General features: G+C 71.4%; 18 protein-coding genes. 9 read left to right on the forward strand and 9 right to left on the reverse strand.

Features of this window, described 5'->3' with window-relative positions; genetic code table 11:
- Positions 1-98: 98 nt before the first annotated feature.
- Positions 99-533 (reverse strand): Rrf2 family transcriptional regulator, encoded by a 435-nt coding sequence (locus tag ACIRF8_RS09830; protein ID WP_404212817.1) that lies wholly within the window; start codon positions 531-533, stop codon positions 99-101.
- A gap of 132 nt (positions 534-665) precedes the next feature.
- Between ACIRF8_RS09830 and ACIRF8_RS09835 the strand changes: the two genes are divergently transcribed.
- Positions 666-1,421, forward strand: coding sequence for an SDR family NAD(P)-dependent oxidoreductase (locus ACIRF8_RS09835; RefSeq protein ID WP_404212819.1), 756 nt, complete (start codon positions 666-668; stop codon positions 1,419-1,421).
- Between the two features lie 353 nt (positions 1,422-1,774).
- Entirely contained in the window at positions 1,775-3,586 is a 1,812-nt protein-coding gene (locus ACIRF8_RS09840) for a cellulase family glycosylhydrolase (protein WP_404212821.1), read from the forward strand.
- 93 nt (positions 3,587-3,679) lie between these two features.
- Here ACIRF8_RS09840 and ACIRF8_RS09845 read toward each other — a convergent pair whose 3' ends face one another.
- Entirely contained in the window at positions 3,680-4,654 is a 975-nt protein-coding gene (locus ACIRF8_RS09845; RefSeq protein ID WP_404212823.1) for a zinc-binding alcohol dehydrogenase family protein, read from the reverse strand.
- 164 nt (positions 4,655-4,818) lie between these two features.
- Between ACIRF8_RS09845 and ACIRF8_RS09850 the strand changes: the two genes are divergently transcribed.
- On the forward strand, positions 4,819-5,145 hold the full coding sequence (locus tag ACIRF8_RS09850; protein WP_404212825.1) for a winged helix-turn-helix transcriptional regulator: 327 nt from the start codon (positions 4,819-4,821) through the stop codon (positions 5,143-5,145).
- A 59-nt stretch (positions 5,146-5,204) separates the two neighbouring features.
- Here ACIRF8_RS09850 and ACIRF8_RS09855 read toward each other — a convergent pair whose 3' ends face one another.
- The 4 genes from ACIRF8_RS09855 to ACIRF8_RS09870 form a co-directional block, all read right to left on the reverse strand.
- Positions 5,205-6,557, reverse strand: coding sequence for an aldehyde dehydrogenase family protein (locus ACIRF8_RS09855; RefSeq protein ID WP_404212827.1), 1,353 nt, complete (start codon positions 6,555-6,557; stop codon positions 5,205-5,207).
- The gene (locus ACIRF8_RS09860) at positions 6,554-7,147 is read right to left on the reverse strand and encodes a TetR/AcrR family transcriptional regulator (RefSeq protein ID WP_404212829.1); all 594 of its coding nucleotides are present in this window, start codon (positions 7,145-7,147) and stop codon (positions 6,554-6,556) included. The genes ACIRF8_RS09855 and ACIRF8_RS09860 overlap by 4 nt, the downstream gene beginning before the upstream one ends.
- Positions 7,148-7,150: 3 nt before the next feature.
- Positions 7,151-7,846 (reverse strand): type 1 glutamine amidotransferase domain-containing protein, encoded by a 696-nt coding sequence (locus tag ACIRF8_RS09865; RefSeq protein ID WP_404212831.1) that lies wholly within the window; start codon positions 7,844-7,846, stop codon positions 7,151-7,153.
- Between the two features lie 519 nt (positions 7,847-8,365).
- A complete protein-coding gene (locus ACIRF8_RS09870; protein WP_404212833.1) occupies positions 8,366-8,707 on the reverse strand; it encodes a DUF2809 domain-containing protein in 342 nt (113 codons plus the stop codon).
- A gap of 201 nt (positions 8,708-8,908) precedes the next feature.
- On the opposite strand from ACIRF8_RS09870, the gene ACIRF8_RS09875 reads away from it, so the two are divergent.
- A complete protein-coding gene (locus tag ACIRF8_RS09875; RefSeq protein ID WP_404212835.1) occupies positions 8,909-9,682 on the forward strand; it encodes a polysaccharide deacetylase family protein in 774 nt (257 codons plus the stop codon).
- Positions 9,683-9,736: 54 nt separating this feature from the next.
- On the opposite strand, the gene ACIRF8_RS09880 is transcribed toward ACIRF8_RS09875, so the two are convergent.
- Both ACIRF8_RS09880 and ACIRF8_RS09885 read right to left on the reverse strand, forming a co-directional pair.
- Positions 9,737-10,099, reverse strand: coding sequence for a hypothetical protein (locus ACIRF8_RS09880; RefSeq protein ID WP_404212837.1), 363 nt, complete (start codon positions 10,097-10,099; stop codon positions 9,737-9,739).
- Between the two features lie 371 nt (positions 10,100-10,470).
- A complete protein-coding gene (locus ACIRF8_RS09885; RefSeq protein WP_404212839.1) occupies positions 10,471-11,409 on the reverse strand; it encodes a GlxA family transcriptional regulator in 939 nt (312 codons plus the stop codon).
- Between the two features lie 200 nt (positions 11,410-11,609).
- Here ACIRF8_RS09885 and ACIRF8_RS09890 point away from each other — a divergent pair, with 200 nt between their 5' ends.
- The 3 genes from ACIRF8_RS09890 to ACIRF8_RS09900 all read left to right on the forward strand — a co-directional run bounded on the left by ACIRF8_RS09890 (position 11,610) and on the right by ACIRF8_RS09900 (position 13,155).
- The gene (locus ACIRF8_RS09890) at positions 11,610-12,299 is read left to right on the forward strand and encodes a DJ-1/PfpI family protein (RefSeq protein WP_404212841.1); all 690 of its coding nucleotides are present in this window, start codon (positions 11,610-11,612) and stop codon (positions 12,297-12,299) included.
- Positions 12,300-12,364: 65 nt separating this feature from the next.
- A complete protein-coding gene (locus ACIRF8_RS09895) occupies positions 12,365-12,682 on the forward strand; it encodes a hypothetical protein (RefSeq protein WP_404212843.1) in 318 nt (105 codons plus the stop codon).
- The gene (locus ACIRF8_RS09900; RefSeq protein ID WP_404212845.1) at positions 12,679-13,155 is read left to right on the forward strand and encodes a hypothetical protein; all 477 of its coding nucleotides are present in this window, start codon (positions 12,679-12,681) and stop codon (positions 13,153-13,155) included. The genes ACIRF8_RS09895 and ACIRF8_RS09900 overlap by 4 nt, the downstream gene beginning before the upstream one ends.
- 269 nt (positions 13,156-13,424) lie before the next feature.
- On the opposite strand, the gene ACIRF8_RS09905 is transcribed toward ACIRF8_RS09900, so the two are convergent.
- Positions 13,425-16,859: an NACHT and WD repeat domain-containing protein gene (locus ACIRF8_RS09905; RefSeq protein ID WP_404212847.1), complete on the reverse strand. Its 3,435-nt coding sequence runs from the start codon at positions 16,857-16,859 to the stop codon at positions 13,425-13,427.
- A gap of 574 nt (positions 16,860-17,433) precedes the next feature.
- Between ACIRF8_RS09905 and ACIRF8_RS09910 the strand changes: the two genes are divergently transcribed.
- On the forward strand, positions 17,434-18,732 hold the full coding sequence (locus tag ACIRF8_RS09910) for a sensor histidine kinase (RefSeq protein WP_404212849.1): 1,299 nt from the start codon (positions 17,434-17,436) through the stop codon (positions 18,730-18,732).
- The gene (locus tag ACIRF8_RS09915; protein ID WP_404212851.1) at positions 18,729-19,421 is read left to right on the forward strand and encodes a response regulator; all 693 of its coding nucleotides are present in this window, start codon (positions 18,729-18,731) and stop codon (positions 19,419-19,421) included. The genes ACIRF8_RS09910 and ACIRF8_RS09915 overlap by 4 nt, the downstream gene beginning before the upstream one ends.
- Positions 19,422-19,513: the final 92 nt, after the last annotated feature.

The raw sequence follows: 19,513 nt of genomic DNA on the forward strand, positions 1-19,513 counted from the left end.
TGGACGGAGGCGCGGTCCCGCTGCCGGGCGCAGCGCCCTCTCCGGCCGGGGGACACGCGTGCCGGGGTTCTCGGTGATGCCAGGGTGGAGCGGGGAGGCTAGCGGGGCGCGGCGAGTACATCCTGGAGTACGTTCGCGAGCGTGACGCGGGCCAGTTCGCTCCGCAGGGTCGCCTCGATGCCCTCGTAGATGCCCTGCATCGCCGGTTGGATGCCGTGGCCCACCACGCATTCGTGGTCAGGGGCGGTGCGGTGCATCGCGAACAACGGGCCGGGTTCCACCGCCTCGTACACGTCGAGCAGGGTCATCGCGTCCAGCTCGCGCGCCAGGGACCAGCCCGCGCCCGCGCCCCGCCGGGACTCCACGAGCCCGGCCCTGCGCAGTTCGCCGAGCAGCCGCCTGATCACCACGGGGTTGGTGTTCGCGCTGGCCGCGATCTGCTCGGAGGTGGCGACCTCATGGCCCTGGCGCTGGTAGAGACCGATCCAGGCCAGCGCGTGGGCGGCAATTGTCAACCTGCTGTTGGCGCTCATGCACCCCTCCGTCCCGTCGGCCGCAACGTTTCATGTTACGACGAAAGTCGTCGTAACAGAGAAGGTTGCGACAAGTAGTCGTAACAACTAGCGTTGCGACTGTTCCGGACGTCACTCAACGAGGTGAGAAGAATGAGCAAGCCACTTACGGGCAAGGTCGCCCTGGTCACCGGAGGGTCGCGCGGACTGGGAGCCGCGACCGTACGGCTGCTGGCCGAGCAGGGCGCCGACGTCGCCTTCACCTACGTCAGCTCCGAGCGGCGGGCCCAGGCCGTCATCGACGACGTGCAAGGCAAGGGCGGGAAGGCCATCGCCCTCAGGTCCGACCAGGCGGACACGAGTCGGGCACCGGCCCTGATCGACGACGTGGTCGCGCACTTCGGCGGCCTGGACATACTCGTCAACAACGCGGCGATCTCGGTGGAGCAGGGCCGCACGGTGGACGACCCGGACGCCGACACCGCCGCGCTCGACCGGATGCACGCCACCAACTACCTCGGCGTCATCGCCGTCATCCGGTCCGCCGCCCGTGTGCTGCGTGCGGGCGGCCGCATCATCACGGTGAGTTCCGGACTGGGCTCCCGGGTCGGCGCCCCGGGCCTCGCCGACTACGCGGCGACCAAGTCAGGGATCGAGAGGTACACCATGGGGGTCGCCCGGGACCTCGGCCCGCGGAACATCACGGCCAACGTCGTGCAGGCCGGACTGATGGAGGGCGGCATGGAAGGGCCGGGCCCCGAGACCCTCAAGGCCCTGATCAGCTCGCTGTCCCTGCAACGCATGGGCCGCCCCGAGGAGGTCGCCGCGGCGATCGCCTTTCTCGCGAGCCCCGCCGCGTCGTACGTCACGGGCGCGGTGCTGGACGCCCATGGCGGCTACAACGCCTGAGCCCGGTCGCGGCGCTCGAACGACAGGGCCGCCGGCCCGGTCGGCGGAATCGAGCCGGACACCCCTGCCCGCCGGGCCCACAACCAGATTTCGCCACCTCCGTACGGGCGCTGCGGCATATACCGGCACGGCCGATCACTGCGCGGGGTATTGACGGGTACACGCTTAGTGGCTTCCATGGGCGCGGCCCTCGGCTCGGACGAGCGGGGCGCCCGGAGCGGGATGCTCCGGGCGCCCCGCGAAGCGTCACCCCGGGTGCCACCCCTCACCACCTCCACACACCCGACCTACCGACTCTCTCAATTGGGAGCGCTCCCAAAGGCTCCTCCCCGCACCGGTTTCGAGAGGACCCCATGAGACATCCGCCCGCCCGCCGCCTGAGAAAACTCGTGATCGCCTTCCTGGCGACCCTCGCCATCGCCCTCGTGCCGCTGCTCGCCGTCCCCGCGCAGGCGGATCCCGTCCGAGCCGGTGCACAGGCGGCGTCCGCCGGCTCCGGGTACTGGCACACCAGTGGCCGCCGCATCCTCGACGCGCAGAACCAGCCGGTGCGGATGGCGGGGATCAACTGGTTCGGCTTCGAGACCGCCAACTACGTCCCGCACGGTCTCTGGTCCCGCGACTACAAGTCCATGCTCGACCAGATGAAGACGCTCGGGTACAACACCGTCCGCATGCCCTACAGCGACGACATCTTCAAGGGCACCATCCCCGCCGGAATCAGCTACGCGAACGGTCTCAACACCGACCTGGAGGGTCTCAACTCCCTCCAGGTCATGGACAGGATCGTCGACTACGCGGGCTCCGTCGGCCTCAAGATCGTCCTCGACCGGCACCGCCCGGACTCCTCCGCGCAGTCGGCCCTCTGGTACACCTCCTCGGTCCCCGAGACCACGTGGATCACCAACCTCAAGGCGCTCGCCGCCCGGTACAAGGGCAACACCGCCGTGGTCGGTATCGACCTGCACAACGAGCCGCACGATCCGGCCTGTTGGGGATGCGGGGACACGAGCGTCGACTGGCGGCTCGCCGCCGAGCGGGGCGGCAACGCCGTCCTGTCCGTCAACCCGGACCTGCTGATCTTCGTGGAAGGCGTGCAGACCGTGAACGGCCGGTCCACCTGGTGGGGCGGCAACCTCTCCGGTGTGGCCGCCGCCCCCGTCCGCCTCGCCGTGGCGGACCGCCTCGTCTACTCGGCCCACGACTACGCCACGAGCGTGGCCCAGCAACCCTGGTTCGACGACCCGTCGTTCCCGGCGAACATGCCGGGTATCTGGGACCGGAACTGGGGTTACATCTTCAAGCAGAACATCGCTCCCGTATGGCTGGGGGAATTCGGCACCACCCTGCAGTCGACCACCGACCAGAAGTGGCTCGCCGCCCTGGTCGACTACCTCCGCCCCACAGGGACCTACGGGGCGGACAGCATGAGCTGGACCTTCTGGTCGTGGAACCCCAACTCGGGTGACACGGGCGGCATCCTCAAGGACGACTGGCAGACCGTGGACACCGTCAAGGACGGCTACCTGGCCTCCATCAAGGCGCCCGGGTTCGCCGGGGGCGGCGGAGACGGGGGCGACAGCACGCCGCCCTCGACACCCGCAGGTGTGCGGGTGACCGGCACGACCTCCACGAGTGTCTCGCTGTCCTGGTCACCCTCCACCGACAACACCGCGGTCACCGCCTACGACGTCTACCGGGGCACCGGCAAGGTCGGCTCGGCGACCGGCACGACCTTCACCGACACCGGCCTCACCGCCGCGACCCGCTACGAGTACACCGTGCGGGCGCGCGACGCCGCCGGAAACGCCTCCCCCGCCTCGGAGCCGGTCGCCGCGACGACCTCCGGTTCGGGCGGCGGATCGTCGGGCTGCACAGCCGCCTACAAGGTGAGCAGCGACTGGGGCAGCGGCTTCAACGCCGACGTCACCGTCACCAACACCGGCACCTCGGCGACGACGTCGTGGCAGGTCACCTGGGACTGGCCGGGCAGCCAGACCATCGCCCAGATGTGGAACGCCGCCTACACCCAGACCGGCAAGGCGGTGACGGTCCGCAACGCCGCTCACAACGGGGCCCTGGCCGCCGGGGCGACGGCCTCGTTCGGCTTCGGCGCGGCGCCGGGCGGCGCGGGGACACCGACACTGGTCTGCCACGCGAGTTGACACCCGCCCACCTGTGCCCGCAGGTGTCCCCCTCGGACATCTGCGGGCGCTGCCTGGGTCCGAAGCACGACGTCGTCATCAGCGGTCGGGCCCTCAGGGCGTGAGGAGGGTTTTGCCGATGGTGGTGCGTTCCTCGAAGGCCCGGTGCGCCGCGGCGGCCTCCGACAGCGGCAGGACGGCACCGATGATCGGCTTGAGCGCGCCCTGGGAGGCCAGGGCGAATGCCTCGTCGCGCAGGCGGCTCTGTTGGTCCGCTGCCAGGGCCACGGAGGCGAGTCCGGTCACGCAGACGCCTCGGTGAAACACCGCGAGCGGGTCGAAGCGCGGCGCCTGCCCGCTGGTCATGCCGTAGACGACCATGCGGCCCGTGCCCGGGGTCAGCAGGTCGAACGCGGCCTCCGACACCGCGCCGCCCGTGGTCTCCAGGACCACCCGCACGCTGCCGCCCGCCGCATCGCGTACGTGTCGGTCCCAGTCCGGCGCGGTGTAGTCGATCACTGTGTGTGCGCCGAGCCGCTTGGCCGCGGCCAGTTTCCTCTCACCCCGGGCGACGCCGATCACAGTGGCGCCGGCACGCCTGGCCAACTGCACCAGGAGGCTGCCGACGCCGCCCGCGGCGGCTTCGACCAGTACGGTGTCGCCCGCTCGCAGTGCGGCGGCCCGCACCACTCCGACCGCGGTCGAACCCTGACCCAGCAGGGCCAGAGCCTGGTGGTCGTCGAGGGCGTCGGGGCAGGGCAGGGCCGCGGCGGCGGACACCACCGCCATCTCGGCGTAACCGCCACCGGAAGTGGCGCTCACCACCCGCCTGCCGACCATCGCGGGATCGACGCCGGGCCCGACCTCCGCCACCGTGCCCGCCACCTCGAAGCCGGGCGAGAACGGCATCGGCAGGTCGGGAAGAGCGGTCTGCCGCATCAGCCCCGCCCGTATCTGGACATCGGCGAACCCGATGCCCGCGGCGGTGACCCGGACCAGCAGGTGCCCGGCACCCGCCCGCGGAACGGGTACGTCGTCGACGCGTAGTACGGCGGGTGATCCGTAGTCATGGAATCGGACAGCACGCATGTTTCCCTCGCATCAATGGTCCGGAGAGGCAGCGGACGATTGCGCCGCCGACGCGAAGGTAGGGCAGGACATAATCGTTACTTCAAAGGTATCTGGCTACCTCGGGGGTACTGGTGCGACCGCTCGATCCCGACATGTTCCATCCGGCCTGTCCGAGCAGAGCAATGCCGATCCGGGTCGGCGACAAATGGTCCGCCATGGTGATCCTGTGTCTGGAGCAGGGGCCACGACGCTTCTCCGAGCTGCGGGTCCCCCTGCGTGCCGCCACTCCGAAGGTGCTCACGCAGACCCTGCGAGCGCTGGAACGCGACGGGCTGCTCACCCGTACCGTCTACGCCGAGGTCCCCGCGCGAGTGGAGTACGAACTGACCGCGCTGGGCCGCACCCTGCTCGAAGTCATCGCGGCCGGCCGACGCTGGGCGGAGGACCACATGCCCGACCTGCTGGCAGCCCGCGAAGCGTACGAGAACCACCACTCCGGCACGGGCTGACAGAACTCGCGGGCCACGGCACGACGGCGGTGCGCCGGCCGACCGGCATCCGCTTCAGCTCATCGGCTCAGCGGTACGTCGAGGCGGGCGCGGCGGTGGCTGAACGTGGCGATCGAGTGCGGGCCGTGGTAGTTGCCCATGCCGCTCTCGCCGACGCCGCCGAACGGCAGCTCGGGCACGCGGAGATGGGCCATCGGGAGGCCGAAGCCGAGCCCGCCCGAGGAGGTCTCCGAGACGAGGCGCTGACGGGTGGTCTCGTTCTCGGTGAAGCCGTAGAGGGCCAGCGGCTTGTCACGGTCGTTGATGAAGGCGATGGCCTCGTCCAGGTCCGCGACCTCCACGATGGGCAGGACCGGGCCGAAGATCTCCTCCCGCATCACGGGGTCGTCGCCCTTGACCCCGGTCAGTACGGTCGGCGCGATGTACACGTCGTCGCGGTCGGTCTGCCCGCCGAACGCGGTGGTCCCGGAGTCGAGCAGTGCGGCGACGCGATCGAAGTGGCGCTGGTTCACCATGCGTCCGTACGCGGGCGAGGACTGCGGGTCCGGGCCGAACAGGTTCCGCACCGCCTCCGCGAGGGCGCTCGCCAGGGCGCGGGCGGTGGCCGGGTCGGTGAGGACGTAATCGGGCGCCACGCAGGTCTGCCCGGAGTTGCGGAACTTGGTGTCGGCGAGGCGGGCGGCCACCGCGGCGACGTCCGTGTCCCGGTCCACGAACACGGGCGACTTGCCGCCCAGTTCCAGCGTGACGGGCGTGAGGTGCTCGGCGGCGGCCCGCATCACGATGCGGCCGACCGTGCCGTTGCCGGTGTAGAAGATGTGGTCGAAGCGCTGGGCGAGCAGCTCGGTGGTGCGCGGCACGTCGCCCTCGACGACGGCGACCGCCTCCTGGTCGAGGTACTGCGGCAGAAGGCGGGCCATCAGCGCCGACGTGGCCGGGGCGACCTCGCTCGGCTTGAGGACGACGGCGTTGCCCGCCGCGAGCGCGCCCGCGACCGGCACGAGGGAGAGCTGGACGGGGTAGTTCCAGGGGGCGATGACCAGGACGGTGCCCAGCGGCTCGTACAGGGTGGCGGCCGTGGACCCCTCGGGCAGTCCGGCCAGCGCGGCCTTGTCCAGGGGCTGCGGCTCCAGCCACGTCTTGAGGTGGGCCAGCGTGTGGTCGATCTCCCGCACGGGGAAGTCGACCTCGGCGGCGGATGCCTCGGGGCGGGGCTTGCGCAGATCGCTGTAGAGCGCGTCCGTGACGGCGTCGCGGTTCTCGGTGAGCAGCGCGCGCAGCCGGGTGAGCTGCTCCTCGCGCCAGGCCAGCGGCCGGGTACGGCCGGTGGCGAACGTGGCGCGAAGTCGGGCGACGAGCCCCGGAATGTCCTCGGTGGGGTTGATGGGATTGGTGGTGACGGTGGTGCTCATCGGGCTGTTCCTTCGATGGTGGGGGGTGCGGGTGGGGCGGTGCGGCCGGTGCCGAGCAGACCCGCGGCGAGGGCGGTGGTGGCCGGGCGCAGCAGTGCGCGGGCGCCGGGCACGGACTCGAGGCCGACGACGAGTGCGACGCAGATGTCCGCGGCCTGCCGCGGCTCCACGCCCTCGACGGTGCCCTCCGCGGCGAACAGGGCCGTCAGAAGGTCTCGCAGGTCGGTGGTGAACGACGTACAGATGGTGCCGAAGAGGCGGGCTCTGGCGTCGAGGAGTTCGGCGGCGTGCGGGGAGTCCTGGCTGAGGCGCAGGACCAGGTCGAGCTTGGCGGCCAGGATGCCGTACAGCCGTACCTCGGCGGGTGCGTCGGCCTCGGCCGCCGCCCCGGCCCGGCGGAGCGCCTGCTCATGCAGGCGTCCGGCGAGCCGGCGGAACGCGTCGTCCTTGTTGCGGACGTACTGGTAGACCGCTGACCGGGACACGCCCATGGACGCGGCGATGTCGTCCATCGTGGTGCGCCGTACGCCGTACCGCCTCAGGCAGTCGTACGCGGCGTCGAGGACCTCGTCGAGCCGGTCGGTGGCCATCGCTCAGGCCAGCTTCTTCAGCAGCTCGGCGGCGAGCGGGGCGGAGGACGCGGGGTTCTGGCCGGTGACGAGGTTGCGGTCGACGACCACCTTCGGCGCCCAGGGCTCGCCCTCCTGGAAGTCGGCGCCGATCTCGACGAGGCGGTCCTGGAGCAGCCACTTGGCCTTGTCGGCGAGGCCCGCCTGCGTCTCCTCGGCGTTGGTGAAGCCGGTCAGGCGGTAGCCGGTGAAGGCGTTGGAGCCGTCGTCCTTGGTGGCGGCGAGCAGGGCGGCCGGGGCGTGGCAGACGACACCGAGCGGCATGCCGCTCTCCAGGGCCGTGGTGAGGAGCTTGCCGGAGTCGGCGTCGACGGCGAGGTCCTCCATGGGGCCGTGTCCGCCGGGGTAGAAGACGGCGACGTAGTCGGCGAGGTCCACCTCGGCGAGGTCGAGGGGGTGCTTGAGCTCGGTGAAGGCGTCGAGTGCGGCGGCCACCTCGTCGGCGGCTTCCTGCCCGCCGTTCGCCTCGGGGGCGAGCGAGCCGCGGTCGACGGTGGGCACCACGCCGCCGGGGGTGGCGACGACGATCTCGTGGCCCGCGGCCTTGAACGCCTTGTACGGGGCGACGGCCTCCTCGGCCCAGAAGCCGGTCGGGTGCTTGCTGCCGTCCGCCAGCGTCCACTGGTCGGCGCCGGTGACTACGAAAAGGATCTTCGACATGTGTGCTCTCCGATGAGACCGATAGGCGGAATGTGGGCGAGGGGGGTGATCCCTCGCCTTCTACTCCCCGGCTTTCTGACGTTCCGCGCACAGAATGTCAGTGCGGAGATATCACGAGTGTAGACCCATCGGACATAGGTATCCAATGGGGCCAGGGATGGGATACGGGTATCCATCGGCTGCGCCCAACTGATGACCCACGGGCCCCAGAGCAGGCCGAGAATCAGGGACGGCAACGCGACGGCGGCAACAAACGTCCCGGTGAAGCTGCGGCGCAGGGACTCATGCGGGGCGGGGAGTACCGCCTCGGGATCGGGCGCAGGGGGCCGCCTCGGCGCTTCCGACCCGCGCCAGGCCACGCACATCGAGGATCACCGGCGTGGTGACGCACAGCGCCACGCCGCCTCGACCACCGTTATCAGCCGATGGTGTACGTACCGGACCACGGCTTCCCCGTTCGCCCGGTGTGCGCGGAACCGTGACCTCAACCGACGTGGAGCAGGTGTGCCATCGAGGCTCCTACGACGGTAGGCGGCCGGGCGCCCGGCGCCGAGGTGCCGCAGCCAGGCATACCCACCCCAACACCGCCCCCACCCCGTACCAAAAGAGGTCGGGCGCGTTGAAGGTGGCCCCGAGGAGCGGTTGCAGCGTCCTCGGGATTCCCGCGATCTGGAGGAGTTCGACGGCCCAACTGAAAACCGACGCGATACCCGCGACGGCGACGGGCCGCAGCCGCGGGGCCATCACGGCGACGACAGCGCACACCAACACCGTGTAGAGGGCGTCCCCGGCGTACTTGGCGAAGGCGCCGTCGGACGACGACCGTATGCCGAGACCTGCCGCGACGGTCACCACCGCCATACCTGTAGCCCAGCCCCGTCCACTCATCACCGTCACCTTACGTGTGACCGATGCCGGGCTTCCGGGCCGCGGTTGTCCGTGAATCATCCCGGAATTGTCCGTGATCGGTAACGGACGCATCCCGTGGCGCATATGGCTCGTCAGTACGGGTGGTCGCGAGGTGACCGGGGATCGGCGAGCAACTGCGCGAATGGGGTGGACATGGCACGGCACAGCGGTGGGGCGGGCTGGTACGGCAAGGTCGTCGGGGCGGCGCTCGGGGTGACATTGCTCGCGACGGGTGCCTCGGTGTGGACTGCGCAGGCCGGAGCCGTGAACAGTTCGTCCCCCAAGGCCGGCGCGCCGACCGCGCACAACAGTGACGTCAAGCGGGTCGCGGCGACCATCGCCCACGCCTCGCAGGCAGGGGCACGCGGCATCAACCTCACCATCGACGACGGCCCGGACCCGGTGTGGACCCCCCAAGTGCTGGACGTTTTGCGGGAGTTCGGGGTGAAGGCCACGTTCTGCATGGTGGGGACGCAGGCGCAGGCACACTCGGACCTCGTGAAGAAGGTGGTCGCGGCCGGGCACCGGTTGTGCGACCACTCGGTGTCGCACGACACCGCCATGGACAAGGCCTCGGAGACCTACCAGTCGAAGCAGATACTCGACGCCGAACGCATGATCACCAAAGCGTCCGGCGGTGTGCGCCCGATGTACTACCGCGCGCCCGGCGGGGCCTTCACCCCCTACAGCCGCAACCTCGCCGCCTCCCGTGGGATGCGCCCGCTCGGCTGGAACGTGGACACCAAGGACTTCGAACGCCCCGGTACGGACGCCATCGTCACCACCGTCGAGCAGGAACTGCCCAACGGGCCGACGCTCTTGTTCCACGACGCGGGCGGGGACCGTACCCAGACCGTCGAGGCGTTGCGCCGGCTCCTTCCCCGGCTCAAGGAGCAGGGGTACACCTTCGGTTTCCCGGTGCGCTGAGCCGGGCCCCGCTCCGGTACGTCGCCCTCGGTCCTCCCCGCCTGACGGGGCGCCTCATGAGCGCTCCGCACCGCCCCTGGGGTGCTGGTTCAGTACGGCCGTGAACGCCGCCATCGCCGCTGCGGCCAGCGCGAAGCAGCCGCAGACGAAGCTCGCGGAGTCCACCCATGGGGTGGTCTCGCCGAACAGCGTGACCGAGAACCGGCACCCGGCGCCGAAGGCACCCGAGCCCGCGGCGAGCAGCCACGTACCCGGGGTGAAGGCCCTCCAGGCGGCGCCCTCGGCCACCGACCGCGCGATACGCAGGACGACACGCACGGCGAGCACCACACACACGACGGGAGAGACGACGGCCACGCCCAGCGCGAGCAGCACGGGCACGAGCCAGAGGCCGACGTCTTCAGAGGAAAGGATCATGGCGGCATGACTACTCGCGCCCGGAAAAGGTTGCCCGTGTCCGACCGGTGATCCGGGATGAGATCCCTCCAGCGGATACTCCGCACGCTCACTCTTCCCCCGCGATCGTGAACCGCCCCGGCGGCCGGCGCCTCGCACACCGTCAAGTCCGTGGTCGCGCCCACTGCCAGGCCCGACCCGCACAGCCGGTCGCCTTGTTGGCGCAGGTCGAGGGAGAAGTGCGTGGTGTCGCCCTCTTGTTTGAGGCGATCGGGGTCGTCGGCGGTGTCTCGCCCGGGGCCAGGCTCATCTTGTCCACCGGACGTCCGGTCGGCCGTCGGTTCGTCCTCAATACGAGGACGTGGCGGTGGCGGTGGCGTCGAGGCAGCGCTTCAACTGAACGTGCGTCGGTATGTCCGCGGGCTGACCCCGGTGGTGCGTTTGAAGCGGTCCCGGAAGGCGGTGGGTGAGCCGAAGCCGACCTGGCTGCCGATGCGTTCGACGGAGTGCCCCGTGGTTTCGAGGAGGTGCTGGGCCTGGCGGATGCGGGCTCGGTGGAGCCATTGGAGCGGGGTGGTGCCGGTCTGGTCGCTGAAGCGCCGGATCAGGGTTCGGGTGCTGGTCCCGGCCTGCTTCGCGATGTCGGCGAGGGTGAGGTCGCGGGCCAGGTTCTCCCGTAGCCAGTCGAGCAGCGTCTCCAGCTCACGGCCGTGCGGTGTGGGGGCATGGTCGTAGACGATGAACTGCGCCTGACCGCCCTCCCGTTCGAGGGGCATCACCGACAGGCGGGCGGCGTCGGCGGCGACGGCCGAGCCGTAGTCGCGGCGGATCATGTGGAGGCACAGGTCCAGGCCCGCGGCCGCACCGGCGGAGGTGAGGAACTGGCCGTTGTCGACGTAGAGGACATCCGGGTCGACGTCGATGTCTGGGTAGGTGGCGGCGAGCAGCCCGGCCGCGCTCCAGTGGGTCGTGGCGCGCAGTCCGTCGAGGAGTCTGGTTGCGGCCAGGGGGAAGGTGCCCGCGCAGATGGAGGCGATGCGGGTGCCGTCGGCAGCGGCCGACCGCAGGGCGCCACGCACGGCGGGAGGGAGCGGGGCGGTGACGTCGGCGACGCCCGGCACGATGATCGTGTCCGCGTCCGGCAGGCTCTCAAGCCCCCAGGGGGCGCGCAGGGTGAAGGCTCCGGCGTCGATCTCGTCGCGCTCGGCGCACACGCGGACCTGGTAGCCGGGCCGGCCGTCGGGCAGGCGGGTCCGGGAGAAGACCTCGATCGGGGTGGACAGGTCGAACGGGATCACCTGGTCCAGTGCGAGAACGGCGACGGTGTGCATGGCCAGAATCTACCTCTCCACCGCTCCGATGCTCAGCCCCGGGATTTCGTCCGGCGTGCTGTCGCCGCAGGCCCGAGGCTTCCGACGGGCCTTGGCGTTATCCCGTTGAAAGCTGGCACTAGTGCCACTGGGCGATCTTGGTGGGAGCCGGTTGACTGCGGAGTGTCCGTTGGAGAGCGCCCGCCCACGAAGGAACACCCATGCACATCCAGGTTGTCCTGTTCGACGGCTTCGACCCGCTCGATGCCGTCGCTCCTTATGAGGTCCTGTACGCCGGCGGCTCGGCGTCGGGCGGTGCGGTGAGCGTCGAGCTGGTCTCCGCGGAGGGCCCGCGCGACGTGCCCAGCGGGACCGGCGGAATGACACTGCGTGCCACCGGCGCTGTCGACCTGGAACGCGCCGACGTGCTTCTGCTCCCCGGCGCCTCCGGCCGCGTGGGCGGACCCGACGACGTTCCGGAGGAAGGGGTCGGTCCCGGCGCGGGGCAGCGGGACGAGTCCGTACCGGTGTTGCTGGGCCGCACACTGACCACCCGGCTCCCCGCACTCCTGGAACAGGCGATGAACGACCCGGGCATCACGGTCGCCACCGTCTGCGGGGGCTCGCTCGTCCTGGCCATGGCGGGCCTGCTGGAAGGACGCCACGCCACCACCCACCACCTGGGCCTCGCCATGCTGGACGCCACCGGCGCCCACGTGGTCCGCGCCCGCGTCGTGGACGACGGGGACCTGATCACGGGCGCCGCCGTCACCTCCGGACTGGACGTGGGCCTGTATCTGCTGGAACGCGAAGTGGGTCCCCGTGTCGCGCACGCCGTCGAGGAACTCTTCGCCCACGAGCGGCGCGGCACCGTCTGGCGCGCCCAAGGTCCGACGCCCACCGCCCTCTGAACCCGCGGCCCTTCGCGGGCCTGTGGCTCACCACCCCTCCTTGCACAGTCAGGAAATACATCAGCATGTCCGTCGAAGGCACCTGGAACCTGTCCGTCTCCACCCCCATCGGCACGACCGAGGCCGTGGTCGAACTCCGCGAGCGGCACGGCAATCTGACCGGCACCGCCCACGGGGCCGGTGAGGTCGTTCCCCTCAGCGACATCGTCCTCAACGGTGACCGGCTCACCTGGAAGCAGGCCATCACCAAGCCCGTACGGCTGAACCTGGCGTTCGACGTGACGGTCGACGGCGACACCCTCCGGGGCACCTCCAAGGCCGGCCGCCTTCCGGCCTCGAAGGTCACCGGCGAGCGCCGGGCCGCCGCGGAGCGCCGGGCATGACCAAGGTGCTTCTGTCCCTCCACGTCCTGGCCGCCATCATCGCCGTCGGCCCGGTCACCGTCGCCGCGAGCATGTTCCCCGCGACACTGCGCCGCGCCCTCGGTGCCGACCACAGCGACGGCGACGCCCGAACGACCCTGCGGACACTGCACCGCATCTGCCGGGTCTACGCGGGCGTCGGCATCGCCGTTCCCCTCTTCGGCCTCGCCACGGCCGGCAGCCTCGGCGTCCTCGGCGATACCTGGCTGATCCTCTCGATCCTGCTGACTGCGACCGCCGCCGGTGTCCTTGCCCTGCTGATCCTGCCCGCTCAGGACCGTGCGCTGACCGCGGCGGCGGGCCCCGTCGCGCCGTCGCCTGCGCCGTCTCCCCCACCGGGGCGTCTCGCCATGCTGACCGGCGTCTTCAACCTGCTGTGGGCCACGGTCACCGTCCTCATGATCATCCGTCCCGGCTCCACCACGGGGGTGTGACCGTGCGTCCACGACCGCCGCGCCTTCTGCGTACCGCCGCTCACGCCGAGCTGATCTCGCTGATCGTCCTGCTGGCCAACCTGTTCACCGTCCACCTCAAGCCCGTCTCCTCCCTGATGGGCCCGACCCACGGTTGTGCCTACCTGTTCGTCGTCGTCGCGACCTGGCGGCTTCAGGGGGCCACCGCCGTCGCCAAAGCCCTGTCCGTCGTCCCGGGAGCCGGCGGGCTGCTCGCGCTGCGGCGGCTCGACCCGGCTGCCGTAGTACGTTCAACGCCCGTCCGGAAGCAGGAAGGTGCGGCGCTCCTGGGCGGTGAGTTCCCGGAAGACTCCTCTGCGGGCGCGGCCGAGCAGGCTCTGGACGTCATGATCGGCCAGCGTCCACACGCGGACCGTCCGGTCGTGGGAGGCGGTGGCCAGGCGGGTGCCGTCCGGGTGCCAGGCCAGGCCGTTCACCCAGTCGGCGTGGAAGCCGAGTACGGCGGCCTGGACACCGGTGCCGGGGTCCCAGAGCCGCACCGTGTGGTCCCGGGAGACGGACGCGATCCTGGTCCCGTCGGGTGACCAGGCCAGGTTCTGGACCCGGTCCTCGTGACCGGTCAGGACAGCGAGTTCGGCGCCCTCCAACGGGTTCCACAGGCGGATCGTGCGGTCACGGGAGCAGGTGGCGAGGCGTCGGCCGTCGGGCGACCAGTGGACCTTCCACACATAGTCCAGGTGCCCGCGCAGAGTGGTGACGGCGGTGCCGTCGGTGGTGTCCCAGACGACGGCGGTGCGGTCGGTGCTGGATGTCGCGAGGTAGCGGCTCTCCGGTGACCAGGCCGTACCGGCGACCCAGTCCCGGTGCCCCCGCAGGAGGTGGACGGTCGCACCGGTGACGGCGTCCCAGACGCGGGCCGTGCCGTCGCGGGAGCCAGTGGCTATGCGTGTGCCGTCGGGGGACCACGAGACGTGGGACAGTTCCTCCGTGTGTCCCGTCAGGGCGAGGGTGTCGCCGCCGTCCGTCCGCCGCACCACCGCGGTCCCGTCGCGCAGGGCGATGACCAGGCGGTCGCCGTCAGGGGACCAGGCCACGTCGGTCACTCCGTCGGCGGGCCAACCGCCGGTCGTGCGGCCGGTGGTGACGTTCCGGATGCGCACGGAACCGTCCTCGGAGGCGGTCGCGACGTGCGTCCCGTCGGGCGACCAGACCACGCGGAGGACGGCGGCGTCGTGGACGGCGAGGACATGGGTGGGTTCGGTGACGTCCCAGACCGCGGCCGTGCGGTCGCGGGAGGCTGTGGCCACCTGCCGGCCGTCGGGGGACCAGGAGATGCTGTAGAGGGTGTCGACATGGCCGATGAGCCGGATCTCGCCCTCTGGTCTGGCTGACCCGCCTCCCGTGTCCGCCAGATTCCACACGTGGGCCGTGCGGTCCGCGTCGCCACCGGCGAGACGTGTGCTGTCCGGGGACCAGGCGAGGGAGTTGATGACCTCCGCACGGTGTTCCCAGACCGTCTCCCAGTTGCCGGTGTCCCGGACACGTAGAGTCCCGTCGTCGCAGGCCGAGGCGAGCCGATGACCGTCCGGGGACCACTGGACCGACTCGATGTTGCCCTGCTGGTCGGTGAGTTCGGCGACGACGGCTCCGGTGGCCACCGACCAGACCCGGACCACGCCGTCCTCACCGCCGGCGGCCACGTGTGACCCGTCGGGCGACCAGGTGACGCTCCAGACCATGCGCCGGTGCCCGCGCAGCACCGCGCACGCGGCGTAGGTGTCGGCGTCCCAGAGCCGCACGGCGCAGTCGCTGCCGGTGGACGCGAGGTGTCTGCCGTCGGGTGACCAGGCCACGGCGCCGACGCCTTCCTCGCGCCCGCCGGTCGCCGCATCGTGGCGAAGGACAGCCGACTCGGTCCAGGTGTCCGTGGACCGGACGCGGACCGTGCCGTCCCGGCAGGCAGCCGCCAGTTCGCGGCCGTCGGGCGACCAGGCCACGCCGTACATCTCCGCGCCGTCTCCGGTGAGCACGGTCGGCCGGTCGTCACGGTCCGGCCGCCACACGCGGACGGTGCCGTCGTCGCTCGACACCGCGAGTTGCCGCCCGTCCGGTGACCAGGCCACCCCTGAGGTCCCTCTTTCGAAGCCGCGCAGCACCGCTCGCAGGCGCACCGCCCCCAGGGCCGTGTGCAGAGCCTGGACCGCTCCGGAGGTGGCCGCGCACTCCTCGACCGCCGCCAGAACGGCGAGGACCGCGGCTTCCGGCTCCCTGTCGAGACGTTCGAGGGCCCGGACGGCGACCGCGTCCGCGACACGTCGCAGCGTGGTGCGGTCGGCCCGCAGCGAGCGGTCCACGAACGCGTCGATCAGGGGCGTCGTGCCGATCGTCCGGGCGGACTCCGCCCTCCACCGCCGGGCGACGGACAGCCGCTCACCGGCGAGGAGATACCCGTCCTGACGCCCCGCCCGGTCCCAGTCCTGAGCCCAGCGCTCCACCTCGGTACGGCGTCGCAACTCCTCGGCGCGGGCGACGACGGCTTGGCGCAGCGGAGCCCACTGGCGGAACAACGCTTCGTGGGCCACGTCCAGGATGTCGCCGTCGCTGGTGAGCAGGCGTCCGGCGACGAAGGCGTCGGCGATCTCCCGCTCCTGCGCGGTGAGGTCGCCGCGGTGGACCCGCCGGCGGGTGGCCTCGTTGTGCTCGACGGTGACGAACCGCAACAGTGTCTCGATCACGGGCGCCGACGCGAGCTCGGCGGTGATCCGGTCGGCTTGTTCGGTCAGGGCTCCGGCGACACCGCCGAGCGTGCGGTACGCCTCCTCGCTCACGGTCCCGCCGCTTCCTCCGGCGCGCCGGTACAGCTCTTGGAGGGTGTAGGCGAGCAGCGGCAACGCGTCGCCCCCGCCGCACTCGTCGACCATGCGGGCCACGACGCCCGGCGCGAAGGTCAGCCCGGCCTGCTCGGCGGGCCGTTCGATGACCTCGTGCAGCGCGTCCCGGCCGAGCGCGCCGACGAGGGTCGGCTCGCGCACCAACTCGGCGAACCCGGACTCCAGGAAGTCGGTGAGGAAGTCGGAGCGCAAGGTGGCCACCATCCACAGCCGCGGCTCGCGGCGCAGTGCGTCGCGTACGGCGTCCAGGAACGCCTCGCGCTCCTGGCGGCCGCACAGCGTGAACAGCTCCTCCAGTTGGTCGACCACCACCAGGGCCGGTCCTTCGCCGGGCAGGGCGGACAGCCGCTGCCCGAGGGTGCCGACCGGATCGGTGCCGGGCGAGAACGGCGCCGCGACCGTCCAGCGGCTCCGGCGCCGGGCCAGCGCCGGCAGCAGTCCGGCGCGTACCAGTGACGACTTGCCGCTGCCCGAGGGCCCGACCACGGTGACGAACCGCCGTGCCCGCCCCGGCACGGCCGGGTGGAGCCGCCCGACCAGCTCGGCGATCTCCTGGTCCCGGCCGAAGAAGACGGCCGCGTCGTCCTCCCCGAACGCTTCGAGCCCCGGGTAGGGCGGTTGGGCCCGGTTCCACTCGCGACGTACCGGAGTCGGCCGGTCGAGGAAGTGCAACGCGATCTGGCCTCCGACGAGCAGCACCAGGGCGACACCGACCAGCGGCACCGACCAGTCCCGCAACAGCCGCAGCACCAGCGGCGCGTGGTCCGTCCCGGTCGCGTAGTTGGTGGCAATACCCAGCAGGGCGCCGACAAGCATGAGTGATACGTCGGCCACGAGCTTCAGCGGGCGTCGATCCATGGATCGACAACCTATCCGGCGGAGTCGGCCGGCCCCACCCGGTTTCGTCACCAGGTCGACAAGGCCTGGAGCCCGGCATGTAGTGCGTGGGCACCAGGACTTCCACGCGGCTGGTCCGGGTGCACCAGCGGAAGACGGCTGCGGTGGACGATGCCCGGCGGGGCGCCGGGGGGAAGTGTGGGAGGTGCGCACATCGACCCCGCGCACGCATCCGTTCACGCAACATCCCCTCCCGCAACGGCGTCTGGAGTGATCAACAGGTGGCGACTCTCTACCGGATCAGATGGTGGGCGTTTCGGCGCCGTCGCCTCGCGTGCGGCCCGGGGCCGGGGGCCCTGGTGTCGGCCGTCACCGCTGCCGCTCTATGGCCGGGCGTCCTGGCGCTCCTCCACCGACGGGCCTGGTGGCTGCCCCGTATCCTGAACCGCGTGCTGCCGAAGGCCGAAGGTGGATATCGAGGGTGCGGCCCTGAACGGGCCTGCTCCGCCCTCCATGACCGCGCCGGACGCAGCGGCGCGACGCCTTCCCGCCGGACGGGATCGAGCCGGTCATGACGAACACGGGTACCGCCGACCTCCGGTCACGCCGCTGGTGGTGGCGTGAGGCAGCGATCACCGCGACGGCGTTCGCGCTCTGCCTGCTGGGCGGTGTGGTGCAGGTCGACGACACCTTCTCGCCGCCTCCCCCGGCCGCCTACGTCATCGCCGTGGTGTCCTGCGCCGTGCTGCCGGTGCGGCGCCGGACCCCCCTGGCCGCCCTGGTGGCCACGACCGCGAGCGGCGTACTGGTGCAGCCGGTAGGGCTCCTGCTCAGTCCACTCATCGTGGCCCCCGCCGTGATCGCCGCCTACTCCTGCTCCCGTGGCGCCCGTTCCGAACGGCTTGCGGCGGGCGCGGTGGCGGTCGCCTCCGCGGTGCTGCTGGTCGCCGCCGTCCCTACGTCCGGGGGGCTGTCGTGGCAGGACGCGAGCAGGATGGGAGCGGTGGCGGCGTTCCCGCTGATGGCGGGCGTGCTGGGGCACTCGGTGCGGAACCGGCGGGCCTACCTCGCGGCGGTGGAGGAGCGGGCCCGGCGGGCCGAGACCAGTCGGGACAGTGAGGCGCGGAGGAGGGTGGCGGAGGAACGGGTGCGTATCGCACGGGAGTTGCACGACCTGGTGGCCCACCAGATCACCCTGGCCAACGCACAGGCCACGGTCGCCGCGCATCTCTTCGACACCCGCCCGGAGCAGGCCCGCACGAGTCTGCGAGAGCTGGTCGAGACAACCGGTCACGCACTCGACGAACTGCGGGCCACGGTCGGCCTGTTGCGTCAGAGCGGCGACGCGGCCACGTCCGCGGAACCGGCACCCGGCCTCTCACGGCTTCCCGCGCTGCTCGACTCCTTCCACCGCGCGGGCCTGGATGTGACGATTCATCAGGAAGGCACGTCCCGGCCGCTGCCCCCGGGTGTCGACCTCACCGCCTACCGCATCGTCCAGGAGGCGTTGACCAACGTGACCAAGCACGCCGCTGCCGGAAGCGCCCTGGTGCGCCTCGTCTGGAACCGCGATCGCGTGACCATCACCGTCGCCGACGACGGAAGGGGCGACCGGACGGGAGTGGACGCTTCCCAGGCGCCGGGCAGGCCACCGGGATACGGACTGATCGGCATGCGTGAACGTGCCTCCGCCGTCGGGGGACGCCTCGACGCGGGCAACCGTCCGCAAGGCGGCTTCCAGGTCTCCGCGCAACTGCCCCTCCCACCGGCCAAGGAAAAGCCGCGAGGGGATGACGGCGCAGCAGGTGTCGAGGCCCGGACACCGGGCGGTACGCCGACGCGTGACACGGAAGGCGGGGATGCGCGGTGACGCTCCGGGTACTGCTCGCGGACGACCAAGCGCTGCTGCGCGGTGCCTTCCGCATGCTTCTCGAATCCGCCGACGACATCACCGTGGTCGGCGAGGCAGGCGACGGCAGGGAGGCGGTACGCCTCACCCGGGAGCTGCGCCCGGACGTGGTGATCATGGACATCCGGATGCCCGAGGTGGACGGCCTCACCGCCACGTCGGAGATCTGCGCGGACCCGGACCTGCGCGCCAGCCGCATCCTGATCCTCACCACGTACGAGACCGACGAGTACGTCGCCCAAGCGCTGCGCGCGGGGGCCGGGGGCTTCATCGGCAAGGGCATCGGGGCCGAGGAGCTGCTGGGCGCCGTGCGGACGATCGCCGACGGCGACACCCTGCTGTCCCCCGCCGCGACGCGTTCCCTGGTCGCCCGCTTCCTGGCCACACCGGATGTCGCCCCGCCGCACCACTCCGAACGGCTCGCGCTGCTCACCCCGCGCGAACGCGAGATGGTGGCGTTGGTCGCGACCGGCCTGTCCAACCAGGAGATCGCCGCGCACATGTTTCTCAGCCCCTTCACCGTCCGCGCCCATGTGCAGCGCGCCATGACGAAGCTGGAGGCCCGCGACCGGGCGCAACTCGTCGTCATCGCCTACCGGACGGGGCTCGCCCGAGCCGCCGCACCCGACAGCGGCACCGATCGTCCGTAGCGCGTTCCTCACTCACACCTGAACCGGCGGTCGACGCGCCCCTGTCACCGCGTCGGCCGAGCTGAGGCCCTTCGAGGTGCGCGACATCGAAG

The organism is Streptomyces sp. NPDC102406 (assembly GCF_044765725.1).
In the GTDB taxonomy this organism is placed as follows: Bacteria; Actinomycetota; Actinomycetes; order Streptomycetales; family Streptomycetaceae; genus Streptomyces.

Excerpts from the sequence above, each read along its gene's own strand:
- ACIRF8_RS09910 (WP_404212849.1), top strand. The coding sequence starts at position 17,434 with ATGACGAACACGGGTACCGCCGACCTCCGGTCACGCCGCTGGTGGTGG.
- ACIRF8_RS09875 (WP_404212835.1), top strand. The coding sequence starts at position 8,909 with ATGGCACGGCACAGCGGTGGGGCGGGCTGGTACGGCAAGGTCGTCGGG.
- ACIRF8_RS09865 (WP_404212831.1), bottom strand. The coding sequence starts at position 7,846 with ATGTCGAAGATCCTTTTCGTAGTCACCGGCGCCGACCAGTGGACGCTG.
- ACIRF8_RS09890 (WP_404212841.1), top strand. The coding sequence starts at position 11,610 with ATGCACATCCAGGTTGTCCTGTTCGACGGCTTCGACCCGCTCGATGCC.
- ACIRF8_RS09880 (WP_404212837.1), bottom strand. The coding sequence starts at position 10,099 with ATGATCCTTTCCTCTGAAGACGTCGGCCTCTGGCTCGTGCCCGTGCTG.
- ACIRF8_RS09835 (WP_404212819.1), top strand. The coding sequence starts at position 666 with ATGAGCAAGCCACTTACGGGCAAGGTCGCCCTGGTCACCGGAGGGTCG.
- ACIRF8_RS09850 (WP_404212825.1), top strand. The coding sequence starts at position 4,819 with ATGCCGATCCGGGTCGGCGACAAATGGTCCGCCATGGTGATCCTGTGT.
- ACIRF8_RS09830 (WP_404212817.1), bottom strand. The coding sequence starts at position 533 with ATGAGCGCCAACAGCAGGTTGACAATTGCCGCCCACGCGCTGGCCTGG.
- ACIRF8_RS09845 (WP_404212823.1), bottom strand. The coding sequence starts at position 4,654 with ATGCGTGCTGTCCGATTCCATGACTACGGATCACCCGCCGTACTACGC.
- ACIRF8_RS09895 (WP_404212843.1), top strand. The coding sequence starts at position 12,365 with ATGTCCGTCGAAGGCACCTGGAACCTGTCCGTCTCCACCCCCATCGGC.
- ACIRF8_RS09885 (WP_404212839.1), bottom strand. The coding sequence starts at position 11,409 with ATGCACACCGTCGCCGTTCTCGCACTGGACCAGGTGATCCCGTTCGAC.
- ACIRF8_RS09900 (WP_404212845.1), top strand. The coding sequence starts at position 12,679 with ATGACCAAGGTGCTTCTGTCCCTCCACGTCCTGGCCGCCATCATCGCC.
- ACIRF8_RS09840 (WP_404212821.1), top strand. The coding sequence starts at position 1,775 with ATGAGACATCCGCCCGCCCGCCGCCTGAGAAAACTCGTGATCGCCTTC.
- ACIRF8_RS09870 (WP_404212833.1), bottom strand. The coding sequence starts at position 8,707 with ATGGCGGTGGTGACCGTCGCGGCAGGTCTCGGCATACGGTCGTCGTCC.
- ACIRF8_RS09855 (WP_404212827.1), bottom strand. The coding sequence starts at position 6,557 with ATGAGCACCACCGTCACCACCAATCCCATCAACCCCACCGAGGACATT.
- ACIRF8_RS09860 (WP_404212829.1), bottom strand. The coding sequence starts at position 7,147 with ATGGCCACCGACCGGCTCGACGAGGTCCTCGACGCCGCGTACGACTGC.